General features: G+C 37.7%; 13 protein-coding genes and 1 pseudogene. 2 read left to right on the top strand and 12 right to left on the bottom strand.

The genetic code is table 11. The features are described from left to right. Positions 1–142: 142 nt before the first annotated feature. From AC2TFD_RS04600 to AC2TFD_RS04590, 3 genes are all read right to left on the bottom strand, one after another. Positions 143–1,075 (bottom strand): LCP family glycopolymer transferase, encoded by a 933-nt coding sequence (locus AC2TFD_RS04600; protein ID WP_484675090.1) that lies wholly within the window; start codon positions 1,073–1,075, stop codon positions 143–145. Positions 1,076–1,373: 298 nt separating this feature from the next. Beyond that, on the bottom strand, positions 1,374–2,096 hold the full coding sequence (locus tag AC2TFD_RS04595) for a CAP domain-containing protein (RefSeq protein WP_484675089.1): 723 nt from the start codon (positions 2,094–2,096) through the stop codon (positions 1,374–1,376). A 564-nt stretch (positions 2,097–2,660) separates the two neighbouring features. Further along, the gene (locus tag AC2TFD_RS04590) at positions 2,661–2,864 is read right to left on the bottom strand and encodes a hypothetical protein (RefSeq protein WP_335509760.1); all 204 of its coding nucleotides are present in this window, start codon (positions 2,862–2,864) and stop codon (positions 2,661–2,663) included. Positions 2,865–3,094: 230 nt separating this feature from the next. Between AC2TFD_RS04590 and guaC the strand changes: the two genes are divergently transcribed. Further along, positions 3,095–4,078 carry a GMP reductase gene (guaC, locus tag AC2TFD_RS04585; RefSeq protein WP_484675088.1) on the top strand — a complete coding sequence of 328 codons (984 nt, stop codon included), beginning with the start codon at positions 3,095–3,097 and terminating at the stop codon, positions 4,076–4,078. 333 nt (positions 4,079–4,411) lie between these two features. Here guaC and AC2TFD_RS04580 read toward each other — a convergent pair whose 3' ends face one another. Both AC2TFD_RS04580 and AC2TFD_RS04575 read right to left on the bottom strand, forming a co-directional pair. Beyond that, on the bottom strand, positions 4,412–4,600 hold the full coding sequence (locus AC2TFD_RS04580; RefSeq protein ID WP_484675087.1) for a capping complex subunit for YIEGIA: 189 nt from the start codon (positions 4,598–4,600) through the stop codon (positions 4,412–4,414). Positions 4,601–4,627: 27 nt separating this feature from the next. Next, positions 4,628–5,511 (bottom strand): annotated as a pseudogene (locus AC2TFD_RS04575) (YIEGIA family protein). A gap of 287 nt (positions 5,512–5,798) precedes the next feature. Here AC2TFD_RS04575 and AC2TFD_RS04570 point away from each other — a divergent pair. Next, on the top strand, positions 5,799–6,284 hold the full coding sequence (locus tag AC2TFD_RS04570; protein ID WP_484675086.1) for a GyrI-like domain-containing protein: 486 nt from the start codon (positions 5,799–5,801) through the stop codon (positions 6,282–6,284). 273 nt (positions 6,285–6,557) lie between these two features. Here the strand turns inward: AC2TFD_RS04570 and AC2TFD_RS04565 are convergent, their stop codons facing one another. The 7 genes from AC2TFD_RS04565 to AC2TFD_RS04535 form a co-directional block, all read right to left on the bottom strand. Next, entirely contained in the window at positions 6,558–7,829 is a 1,272-nt protein-coding gene (locus AC2TFD_RS04565; protein WP_484675085.1) for an FtsW/RodA/SpoVE family cell cycle protein, read from the bottom strand. Positions 7,830–7,835: 6 nt separating this feature from the next. Next, a complete protein-coding gene (locus AC2TFD_RS04560) occupies positions 7,836–8,243 on the bottom strand; it encodes a PadR family transcriptional regulator (protein WP_484675084.1) in 408 nt (135 codons plus the stop codon). A 2-nt stretch (positions 8,244–8,245) separates the two neighbouring features. Beyond that, positions 8,246–8,779, bottom strand: a complete 534-nt coding sequence (locus AC2TFD_RS04555) for a sigma-70 family RNA polymerase sigma factor (protein ID WP_484675083.1) — start codon at positions 8,777–8,779, stop codon at positions 8,246–8,248. Positions 8,780–9,494: 715 nt separating this feature from the next. Beyond that, entirely contained in the window at positions 9,495–10,304 is an 810-nt protein-coding gene (locus AC2TFD_RS04550) for an inositol monophosphatase family protein (protein ID WP_484675082.1), read from the bottom strand. Between the two features lie 25 nt (positions 10,305–10,329). After that, positions 10,330–10,830 (bottom strand): YbaK/EbsC family protein, encoded by a 501-nt coding sequence (locus AC2TFD_RS04545; protein WP_484675081.1) that lies wholly within the window; start codon positions 10,828–10,830, stop codon positions 10,330–10,332. A 343-nt stretch (positions 10,831–11,173) separates the two neighbouring features. Beyond that, the gene (locus tag AC2TFD_RS04540; RefSeq protein ID WP_484676268.1) at positions 11,174–11,764 is read right to left on the bottom strand and encodes a hydrolase; all 591 of its coding nucleotides are present in this window, start codon (positions 11,762–11,764) and stop codon (positions 11,174–11,176) included. A 269-nt stretch (positions 11,765–12,033) separates the two neighbouring features. Beyond that, the gene (locus AC2TFD_RS04535) at positions 12,034–12,624 is read right to left on the bottom strand and encodes a hydrolase (RefSeq protein ID WP_484676267.1); all 591 of its coding nucleotides are present in this window, start codon (positions 12,622–12,624) and stop codon (positions 12,034–12,036) included. Positions 12,625–12,981 lie beyond the last annotated feature (357 nt).

The raw sequence follows: 12,981 nt of genomic DNA, 5'->3' as shown, positions 1-12,981 counted from the left end.
GTTCTCTTTCAGTTAAATATAACCTTCTTTTCCCCATGATTACAAATCATAGTTTAGAAAAAAGAAAAGGACTGAGAATAGTAAACTCAGTCCTTTAATCGCTCGTTTAAAACTCGATCGTCATTATTAATATGTTGAATCATCAGCTTTCATTATCCATTTCCAATTGTGTTTTCAATTCATCCTGAAGTCGCTTTTGTTCTGCGAACGTTACAATTCCATAATAGATATGATCAATCATTTTTCCTTCTGAATGGATTGCTAATTGCTCAATGTTTTTACTAGCATCTTTATAATTCTTTTGGATGGAAATCATCTCTTCAATGGTAAGATTTGTTTTGACATTACTGCCAATGGCCTGGAGAATATCTGGGACTTTTGATAAGCTAGATATGCTTGCACCCTCACTGATTACGGCTTGAATGATCTGGCGCTGGCGTTCTTGACGTCCGAAGTCCCCATTCGGATCATCGTATCTCATTCTTGTATAATTTAATGCTTCCTCGCCACTCAGATGAATCTTACCGGCAGGAAAAGTATATCCATCCACTTTAAAAGCAAAATCATTCTCGACATCAATTCCGCCAACAGTATCAACAATATCCTTAAAGCCTTCCATATTGATTTTCACATAATAATCAATCGGAATATCAAGGAAATTCTCCACCGTATCTACCGCCATCGAAACCCCGCCAAATGCGTAAGCATGGTTAATCTTGTCCTCTTTCCCCTTACCAACAATCTTTGTTCGGGTATCCCTAGGTATACTCAGCATTTTGACTGAATGATTGTTTGGGTTTACTGTTAAGACAATCATCGTGTCGGAACGGCCTTTATCTCCTTCCCGTTCATCAACACCCAGCATTAAAACGGAAAAGGGTTCTTTCTTTTTTAAATCTTCAGGCTGCTTCTCCTTACGTTGTTTGCCATCCAGCGGTTCATGCATGGTTGCTGCTGCCTTATTAAAAGATTTATATACAGAGAACCCATAGACGCTCCCGACGATAAGTATAATAAATAGGAACAAACCTATTATATTACGCCAGTTAAGCCTCCTCCTTTTTCTCCTTCTCATTTCATGGTCCTCCTTAAGAAAATCCGCATTTTATCATTAGATTACCAAAGAGTTGTGTCATTGAAATTACAGGAAGATGTCGATTTGTGGTAATTTCCTTTACATATTTGCTAGTTTATCGGCATAATTCCCCTTAACTATTTGAAAAACGAGCTTTTGTTTATTTCCTGGAAAATATCTTGTCGAATAAGAGGTCCTTTACTGCTTCCAATTAACCTACAAACATTGCAAATAGATTCACATTTGCTGCTAATTTCATATAAAAAGCTTGGGGAATACTTACCCCAAGCTAAACGTTTTATTTACCGATAAACTCCTGTGTCCAATAGTTACCTTGTGAGACATAACCAACACCAATATAGTTAAAGTTTGAGCTAAGAATGTTTTTGCGGTGGCCTTCACTATTCATCCAAGCCTTGACCACTTCTTCCGGAGTCCGCTGTCCCATCGCAATATTTTCACCTGCAGTACGATAGGTAATTCCGTATTTTTTCATCATATCAAACGGTGAACCGTATGTTGGGCTTGTATGGCTAAAATAGCCATTTGCAGACATATCACGAGACTTTTCACGTGCCATTTTGCTAAGTGTTAAATCAACTTTAAGCGCAGGTAGACCATTTTTTGCACGCTCTTGATTGGTTAGGTCAACCACTTTTTGCTCATATGCACTTAAAGTACCTGTTGCTTCTGGTGTAGATGGTTTCGGTGCTTTTACAGGTTGTTGCTGCTCCGGTTGTGGAGTTGTTGTCTGTGCAGGTTGTGTTGGTGCTGGTACTGGTTGAGTTGTTTGTGCCGGCACTGGCTGCTTTTTGACAGTTTGTGGAATTGTTATGCCAAAACTAGCAAGATATTTTTCAATGATACTATTAATCTCATTCAGATTTGAGCCTTGATAAACATACACCTTTTGCTGAACTTCTGGGTTATAGGAAGCAGCCTCTGCTTTATTTAATGATGGATTTGCCATTAGTACAGCTGCAGCAGCTGCTACGGTTAGAAGTGCTTTTTTCTTGATCATGATAACATCCTCCTAAAATAAATGCCGTATTTACAGATTCATCGTACCATACGATTTTTGTCATATTTATGGGAGGAATTTACAGACAAAAACACTACTTGCTCTTTTTACTGACCCCTAAATTGTATTTAGACTATAAAGATAAGCCTTTACAGTTATTTTTTAATCAAAAATCTCCTATTTTAGCATATAATAATTAATGGAAAATCTACCAAAAATTATTACCATTTAAGGACTTGACAACATTTTGATGAGTGGCTGTATTTAACAAATATTTCAGATAAGTATCATTACTAACAGAAATATTAATAGGTCGACAATCTCAGTGCCTGTGTCACTACTCAACTTTTATCGTTTCATAATGATATTCCACGCCTATATTTTTTTGAAAATACAAAAAAGTGTCCACCACAAAAGTTGGACACTCATTTTATAATGCGAACAGTTCCTATCACATACGCGACATCATAGTCGTACATCTTCCGAAGATTCCAAATAAGTTCAGCTTAAGAATAATTAGGTAGTAGTTGATTTCTACTTTTTCCTTTCACCCCTTCTTCTCTCTTATTTGAATAGCTTTTTAATCAATTTAAAAATATCAAACGTTGTACGATTATAAACCTTGTTATAGACATACTTTTTGGGGTTTCTCAGCCATCCATAACCCCGAGGCATTTTCAATCCTGCCCGATGGACAATCTGTCTCTTGATACTCGTTCTAGCTGAAATTCTTTTCTTCAAGCTTGGCTTCCTGATTCCGAATTTCATAAAAGCATCTCCTTAGGATTCGATTGGTACTCTAATTTCACCGGACATCCTCCGGTATGCAACCAGCCTTTTCATTTTATAGCAGTATACAGCCTCTCTACTAGCATTAGCAACACACATTTAAACTTGTCTGATGTATAAGATCCCCTGAAACCTCAAAACCTATTGTTGCAAAGACTATGTTTTTTATTCAATTTAAGTCTACCTGTCGTGTCCTGAGGAGGAGTATTATGGATAATGTATTTGATTATGAAGATATTCAATTGGTTCCGGCCAAAAGTATTGTAAAAAGCCGTTCTGAATGTGATACATCGGTATCCTTTGGCGGCCGTAGATTTAAGCTCCCAGTGGTGCCTGCAAATATGCAGACGATTATTGACGAAAAGATCGCCATTTATTTAGCAGAAAATAATTACTTTTATATTATGCACCGTTTCGAGCCAGAGAAGAGAATCTCTTTTATAAAAGATATGAATTCTCGCGGGTTATACGCTTCTATTAGTGTTGGAGTGAAAGAGGAGGAGTATAAATTTATCCAACAAGTAGCAGATGAACAACTTTCTCCAGAATACATAACGATCGATATCGCACATGGACATTCTGATGCAGTAGTAAAGATGATCAAACATATTAAGCAATACCTTCCTAATAGTTTTGTAATCGCAGGAAACGTTGGAACCCCGGAAGCAGTCAGAGAATTAGAGAATGCAGGGGCAGATGCAACCAAAGTAGGTATCGGTCCGGGGAAGGTATGTATTACAAAGATTAAGACTGGATTTGGAACGGGAGGCTGGCAACTAGCGGCTCTAAGATGGTGCGCAAAGGCTGCTAGTAAACCGGTGATTGCAGACGGTGGTATCCGTACCCATGGGGATATTGCTAAATCCGTCCGATTTGGGGCGAAGATGGTGATGATTGGTTCCTTATTTGCTGGTCATGAAGAATCTCCAGGAGAAACATATGAGCAGGACGGGAAGCGCTATAAGGAATACTTTGGCTCGGCCTCCGAGTTCCAAAAGGGTGAAAAGAGAAATGTAGAGGGCAAAAAAATGTTTGTTGAATATAAAGGTTCTTTACAAGATACACTGACCGAAATGGAGCAAGATCTTCAATCCTCTATTTCCTATGCTGGGGGAAATAAGTTGGAAGCCATTCGCTATGTTGATTATGTCGTCGTTAAAAGTTCCATCTTTAACGGGGATAACATATATTAGTCTACCTTAAATAAGAATTGAGAGGGAATTTGAGTGGTACCCTGCTCATCTTTTCTCTTCCTTATTTAAAACTAGTTTGATTTTTACACTTATCAACATCGAAATTTAAGTGGGTTGTTTTTCATTGGTTTGATTTGCACCATAATGACTGTTTTTCATATGTGTGACTACCCAACAGATATCCGTTACATGTTTCATTCCTCCAACACTACTAAAATTAGAAACTATCATAATTATTCCCATTAGCATAGGAACCTAATTATCCATGGACACACAAATATAAGCCTTAAACTTCCTAGTTCAAAGTTTAAGGCTTCATTTTTGAATAAAATACTAATGTGCTACGATGATTATTGTGTCTAAATCCACCTCATGTGCAGATGCATTAAGGGTTTTTGATAAGGAAAAGCTAATCTTTTGCAGTGTCTCTCTATTCTCCGTAATAAAAACCGGTGCACCACCAGGCATGATATTCTCCTTTTTTGTTGTAATAACCGCAAGAATTTTCGTTGGTTGCCCCATGTTGTTGCTCCTTCTTCTCTTTTTCTTTTAACTGCTTCCTTTTCCCTTATCAGATTGACGTGGTAAACGAATGGCGCTATCAAGGATAGGAACATGTTTTAAAACTTCTTTAATTTGTTTAAAATCTTTTTCTTTTGGTAGGAAAAACAAGGCAACTCTTCCATCATCCATATTTCTCTTGGAAAGGGGAATCAAATCCGGTTCTCCTGAATCAAGATAGGAACCTAGTACATTTGCCAAATGGTGCAACATGGCCTGTCTCTGCCCAAGATGAGATAATGTTACAACGCTATTTTCATTTTCAGGGGTAATAATAGCCCCAACTGCTCGTTCCATAATAACCTTGCGGCTTTCCTCTAATCCAACATTTTTAATATGAATATCACTTACAAACAAATTTGGGCCCTCAAACCGAATATCACCCTCTGAAATATCGGCCATTTCCATTAACAGTTTCCCCTTTATCCTAGTTCTTACAAATAGTACAAGGATAAGTCCGATTATGATTCCAAACCAAATATTATAACAGAAAACAATGTGGCAATAAGAGCAGAAAACATAACTATGTAATTTCGACCTTCAAATGCCTGTGCCATCCCTTCAATAAACCCTACCCCACGCTTTACCAATTCCATGGAGTCTATCTTTTCAAGTGTTTCTCTTTCCATCTTTCGTACTTCCCGAAACTGTGTAGCAGCAAGTCCCAAAAATGTGACGGCAGCCCAATCTGATTCCATAATAGATGGTACAGCTACAGCTCCAATAAATGCAGCGATAAATCCAAACGAAAGGTGTATAATTCTCCCTGTCGGATATGAAGGGTATTGACGGAAATCTGTACGTAACAATATGATCCTTGCCACAAAACCCAACAAGGTGCCAACTATAACTGGCAGTATATATTTATCCATCCCTTTCCTTCCCTTACATCTTATTTTGTCTCCATGGAAAATTTTAAAAAAACATAGAGACAGGATATATGTTTTACCGTTTTGCAAGAATTTATGATTTTAATATAAACTTACCTTAACCAAGCAAAATTCTATATGTAAATTGACTCTTTAGGACTGTTTTTCTTTTTTGGTCAGTAATAGAAGTTTATAACTCAATATTTAGTCAGTATGTTCTCGCGTAACAGCGGAAAGTTAACATCATACAATCGCCTGCCATTCAGGTAAATTTGAAAGGAGCGGAACCTATGAATTACAAAATTGTGGAAAAGGGAAGTTTTAAAGTCGTTGGCGTAAAGCGTGAGTTTTCATGTATCAATGGAGAAAATCAAGTTATGATACCAAAAATGTGGGCTGAAGTTCATCAAGATGGAACCAACGATCTATTATTCCAGTTGAATAATGGACAAATCAAAGGAGTTCTTGGCGTATGTGTGGATAAACGAGATTCAGAGTCCCAATTAATGGATTACTGGATTGCAACAGATCATGCTGGTGATGCACCCGAGGGTCTGTTGGAGCTGCAGATTCCTGCGTCAAAGTGGGGAGTTTTCGAAGTTCACGGAGCTATGCCGGACGCTATGCATCATGCCTGGAAACAAATATTCTCGGAATGGTTTCCATCAAGTCATTATGAGCATGCTGGTACACCAGACTTAGAGGTATATTCATCTGGAAATCCATCTAGTCCTGAATACTACTCTGAGATTTGGATTCCACTAAAAACCGAATAATTATTTGAAAAATAAGCGGAGAAATTCCGGTTAAATTGGGAAATACCCATATTTCCCTAAAAATAAGGGGAGTTTTTCCGCTTATATCATACAAATCATTGGATTTTGCCTTATTTAGAGTTGTTAAGCGGAAATTCTCCGCTTATTACTGCTATTTAAGCCTCCCCTATATACATTAGCCGGAAATACTCCGCCTATTAATCCTCATGCCCTCTCCACCCTTCTCCCATTATTGTAAATCGCCTCCATTTATATTAATACCTTATCCCATATCTAATAACATACCCTAATCAAATCCTTTCGGCGGTAGACACTTAACACTACTCCTATTACGATTGCATTAAGAACAGTAGGCATTAAACCGTAACTCATAAACGGCAAAGACATTGATGTTAGTGGAAATAATCCCAAAGCCATACTAATATTGCTGGCTAACTGTACCCCATAAAGGGCCATTCCACCAATCAGAAGAAGCCTGCCATATGAATCTTTTACCTTTGGAAGGATGACCATCATTCTTGCAGCAAATAGTAAAAGAATGACTACTAGAGCAATGGCAAAAAGCCAGCCATAATAATACGTAAAGCTCACAAAGACAAAATTAGTATGAGCCTCAGGAATAAATTCCCCTGACACAGTGCTTCCAAACCAGCCTGCTTTGGACCGAAGTTCCTGAATCTTAAGAATCATAAATCCCGCTCCATCTGCATACTTTTCCGGATCCCAAAAGGCCAGCAATCGTTCAGCCTGATAAGGCCTAATAGCGGGTGCAGCCAATAGGCACGCCAATACGATAAAGCTAATTGTTCCAGTGGAAATGAACCATTTTACCTTTTTACTAAACTTACTCCACCAAAGCATGACGAATACCATTACAAAGTAGATGTAAATGGTTGAAATACTCGGTAATGAGAGAAAGAGGAAAATAGGGAATAAGAATAGAACAAGAAATTGCCAGACCTTAAAGTTTTTATTATTAAAGAACGCAGCCCAAGCGAGAAAGAAGAATGGTAATGCCATAAGACCTTCGATTGTAATCGGTCCTATCTCCAGAAGGTGCAGCCCATTTTTCATACTGTTGGAAAAAAGGCGCAAAATCAGCAGCAGGGATACTCCTATTACATAAAATAACCACCCGAATTTTTGCCACTTCCGATAATCAATCAACATCAAGGTGACCACTGTTGCAAAACCAATACCCGCAATAAGGCTCTTGAAAATAATAAAATAGGAATGATCCATATAACCAAGTGAAAACATCGGAAGAAAGCTCAGCCCTATGGCTGCTGCTACCAAGATGACCAGCCACCAATCCACCTTCGGACGATGCAGCTTGTTCATCTGGATTCCCAGTTTTGTCGGGCTGCCCATCTGCTCAACGGCTTTTTCTTCCGCCTCACCCTCTGGTAATCCCTTCTCCACCCACATCCTTTTTGTTTCATTTAAATGATAATTTAATTCGTTCGCCACATAATTTTTGGCTTCCTTTGATCGTATTTGATTAGTAACCTCATTTAAGAAAATCTGTTTTTTATTACTCTTCATGATCACTTACCCCTCTAACAATTCCTTAAATACAAATCGTCGTTTTGTTCGCTTTTGTTCAGCCTTGTTTAATACCTTCCTGCCTTTATCCTTTAACCAATAATATTTAGCAGCTGACTCGTCCCAGTTAGTTTCAATGCACCCAGACTGCTCTAGACGATGTAACAGGGTATACAAAAAACCTTCGTTATTCTCGAATTTTTGTATTCCTCTTGCCCGAAGAAGTGAAGTTAATTCATGTCCTGTTTTCTCTTGAACAAGAAGCTGCATAAGTGCTAACAGAATTTCCTCATCACTCACTTCCAATTGATTTATCTTTTTGTGAATTGCCTTTTGGTGCTTGTCTGAAAAGTTCAAGTCTGTAAATGTTCTTTTATCCATTACTTTCTTTAAATTCTTTAAGCGATCTTCCACACCTATTCCTCCAATTCTTCTTTTAGAAGTTCTTTGGCCCGTCTTAGTCTGGTTTTAACGGTATTCACCCCAACATCAATTACCAGTGCGATTTCCTTAAGGGGAAGCTCTTCATAATAAAAGAGGTAAATCACTTCCCGATATTTAATCGGAAGATTCATTACTGCAGCTAATAATTCATCATCTTCTTCCTTTTGAATCACTGTCTGCTCGATTAGTTCTCTTTTCGTACTGTTAATAGCTATCTCTTCACCCGCTATGACCACATTCTTGTTGTACCAGCTTCTATGGAAATCTTTGCAATGATTAATGGCAATCCGCCACAGCCATGTTCTCAATTTAGATTTACCACTATATGTATGGAGGCTTTTATAACATTTAACAAAGATGTCCTGCGTTAAATCCTCCGCAATTGCTCTATTATTAACATAGGAATAGGTCAGCTGTAAGATCTCCTGTCCATATTGGTTCATAATCTCATCCATTAGGAGTTCTTTATCTTCTGTTAAAAGCCCATCTATAATCAATTCTTCCACTACCTTCACTCCTTCCTATACTTAGACGATGTGTCAGGGTAGGAAGTTTTTAAGTTCTTTATTTTTCTCAAAAAAAAAAGCCAAGAATAAGGTAACCTTATCCTAAAGCTTCTTTTGTCTCCAATAAATAAGGCTGTTGATTTGCGCTCCAGTAAAGTAACCAGCGATAGTAAAAATAAGCTGAGACTTTCCGGTTAAATGCAGTGGGTACATAACTTCCTTCCTAGACTAAAATCTAATTAGCTTTTCTAAATATCACTTTTTTGGTAACTATGTAAATCGGCATAAAGATTGCAGCGTAAATACCTATATCAATCAATAATGATAAAAAGTTTAATTCATCCCTAAACAACTCATAATTAAAACCCATACGAGTCGTTATCCCTTCGTAGATAAGAACTGTTAATGAAATACTAATTATTCCTAAAAGGAAGTCTTTCAAATGGTCCACCCCTAATAATTTCCTTAGTTCAAAAATACATCACTATTATATTCAAACTTTAGCTATTCAAGTAGCAGTCTTGTTTAATATAACAGAAAAGTGAGGCTGCCTGCTTATTAAGATTTCATAGATTTGTCCCTAGTTTTTCTTTTGCATTCGTAAAGTATAAAGTTGGAAAAATTCATTCAGCAAAAAAACTCGGCATTTGGGGCCACTTGTCAACAGCCCCAGATCCGAGTTATTTTAATTATTATCCCACCGCAAATCTACTAATTACTTCTTCCCTTTTTTTAAATAATCATGAATGATTTCTTTATGGATAGCAGGATGGCATGTTAAAGTTGCTTCATTCATCAACATGTTGACAGGATTCCCATCCAATTTGGTTGTAACAGCGCCCACTTCATTAGCGATAATCATTCCTCCCGCTATATCCCATGGGGCAAGTTTCTTGGTCAAATAACCATCGACAATCCCTTCTGCAACGTAAGCAAGTGCTAAAGCGGCACAGCAATACGATCTTGCTCCGCGAATTTTTTCCACTAACAATTGCATGACAGTTTCATCGATTACATCATTTTCACATAACAAATAATGATTAAAATCGAGAATCGATTCTTCAAGCGTAAGATTCGGAGCTAAATCAGGTAGTCTTTCACCATTTTTATAGGCGCCATTCCCCCTCAAAGCTGTGTAAAGATTCCCCCCCATACAATCATAGACCAAACCAATTTCACCAATTCCGTTATAAAAAATCCCAATCGAGATCGCGAAATTTCTTTTTTGCTTTACAAAATTCATCGTGCCATCAATAGGATCCACAATCCAGACGACACCATCTAACGTTTTTAAATCTTCGCCATAGCCTTCTTCACTAAATAAATTATGATCTGGGAACGTGCTCTTGATATGCTTTGCCAGAAAATATTCCGTTTCTCTATCAATTGCTGTAACAAGGTCCTTAGGATTTGACTTTGTCTCAACAATCAATGGTTCGTTAATTTTATTACGGATTAATTCCCCTGCCTCTAAAATCCATTTTTGGGCATGAGAATAGATATCTTCACGTCTTTCTTCTTTCATGTTATACCTCGCTAATAATACTCTTCTAACTAACCTTATCTTCTTGCTCAGACTCTGCCCACCCTTTGCAAACATCCACCCATTCTTTCGCATATGAATAACGATAAATCTCTTCATTCGTTAGTTCAATTGCAGAATTGGTGCTGCCACATGCTGGGAAAACTGTATCGAACCTTTTCATGGAAACATCTAAGTAAACATCTAGTTCATTTTTTAACCCGAATGGGCAAACTCCACCGATTGCATGCCCGGTCTGATCAAGAACTTCCTCGGGAGTCAGCATTCTGGCCTTAAACCCAAAGGTATGACGGAATTTCTTGTTATCGATTTTCGCGTCTCCTGCAGCGACAATCAAAACAGCCTTTTCCCCTTCACCTCTAAATGACAATGTTTTTGCTATGCGGGCCGGAATAACTCCAATTGTTTCAGCTGCTAAATCCACTGTTGCACTCGATGTGTCAAATTCCATCACATCTTGTTCTCTGTCCCATTGTCTGAAATGGGCTTTTACACTTTCGATTGACATCCTGTCCATCCTTTCCTACTTGTTGTTATGGAAAATAATAACACACTTTAGTTAGGAAAAGCGAAAAGATGCCTCACTACCCATTCATACCTAATAGTTCCTGAAGATCCATCAATGCAAAACTGCCTAACAGCTGCAGGTCCCAAGCTTACAAATACGACTTTGGCAATCAGATTAGCAGATCATATTGTAGGACAGTCTGGATCCATTCCAACCATTTCTAATCATCTTTGTTCTAGAAAAATCGTGCTATGTTGAAAAAGATCACGCCAACCTCATTTGGATGGCGTGATCTTAATTTTTATCATATAATTTTGTCTTTACAAACAGATTATCGGTTAAATTACTTACCTTCTTTAGCTCCAAACATTTCTTCTGCGTACTGTATTCCTAATCCGTATGCCCCACCATGTTCTTTCGCAATCGCCATTACTTCATCATAGGTCTCTTGGTTGGCCCAGTCACGTTGTAGTTCCAGCATATATTGCATCCAAGTAATTGGTGTTGCACCAGCTTGAATCATTCGTTCAACAGCCATATCATGTGCTTCTGTTGTTACCCCACCTGATGCATCCGTAACGACATAAACTTCATAACCATCCTCAAGTGCGTCTAGCACTGGCATAACTACACATACCTCAGTCCATAAACCGGCTACGACCAATTTCTTCTTTCCTGTATCTTGAACTGCTTTCACCACATTGCTATCATCCCAAGCATTCATGGATGTACGATCAATTATATTTTGATCAGGAAATACTTCTTTAATCTCCGGGAAGATTTGACCGCTAAATGTATCAGCCGCTACGGTTGATAATATTGTTGGAACATTAAATGTTTTAGCAGATTTAGCTAATCCTGCTACATTATTACGAACTAACGTCATATCATGCGACACAGTTGCAAAAGCCATCTGAGGCTGGTGATCAATCATTAATAACGTATGGTTTGATGGAGTTAATATATCATTTGTAGATTTATTATCTGCCTTCTTTACTTCGCTTTTTGCTGCTTGTGTAATAGAACTATTGGTTACAGCTACTGTCCCTATGGCACCGAGTGCCACTGTTAATGCCATTCCTACTGCTGTTAATTTTTTCATTACTGAATTCATTGTAAAAACACTCCCTATTTTTTTATAATTTGAACTTTAGATATCTTTAATTAAAACCTCTCAATTTCGAGATATACTGCGAAAAAATTTTACTTACCTTCTTTAGCTCCAAACATTTCTTCTGCGTACTGTATTCCTAATCCGTATGCCCCACCATGTTCTTTCGCAATCGCCATTACTTCATCATAGGTCTCTTGGTTGGCCCAGTCACGTTGTAGTTCCAGCATATATTGCATCCAAGTAATTGGTGTTGCACCAGCTTGAATCATTCGTTCAACAGCCATATCATGTGCTTCTGTTGTTACCCCACCTGATGCATCCGTAACGACATAAACTTCATAACCATCCTCAAGTGCGTCTAGCACTGGCATAACTACACATACCTCAGTCCAAAGACCAGCAACCACTAGTTTTTTCTTGCCAGCTTTATTAACTGCATCGATAACTTTTTGATCATCCCAAGCATTCATGGAAGTACGATCAATAATTTCTTGATCAGGAAAAACTTCTTTAATCTCCGGGAAGATTTGACCGCTAAATGTATCAGCAGCTACGGTTGACAAAACAGTTGGTACATTAAATGTTTTCGCTGTTTTTGCTAATCCAGCTACATTGTTACGAACTAACGTCATATCATGCGACTTTGTCGCAAAAGCCATCTGAGGCTGGTGATCAATCATTAATAACGTATGGTTTGATGGAGTTAATATATCTGATGAAGTTTTTGCTTCTACCTTTTCTGTTCCATTTCCCGCTGCTTGTGTACCCGTAATAGTAGTAAACGATGTTGTCCCAATCACTCCAAGTGCCATAGATAATGCAATGCCTGCAACAGTTAACTTTTTAAATAATTTTTTCATTCTCTTCCACTCTCCATATTTAATATTTTTCTATCTTTTAATCTATAGCTTTGGTAAATTTTAAAAGAATTTAAATCTTTTAGTCCTTTATCACCCCCTTTCACTATTATCAATCCAAAATTTTTTTCGTAAGTTTTAAAATTACCTCGATTTAATAATTCTCTAATTAAATTATCT

It is taken from the genome of Neobacillus sp. plas4 (assembly GCF_057221695.1).
The sequence above is the reverse complement of the archived record's forward strand: the minus strand, read 5'-3'. Positions and strand labels throughout refer to the sequence as shown.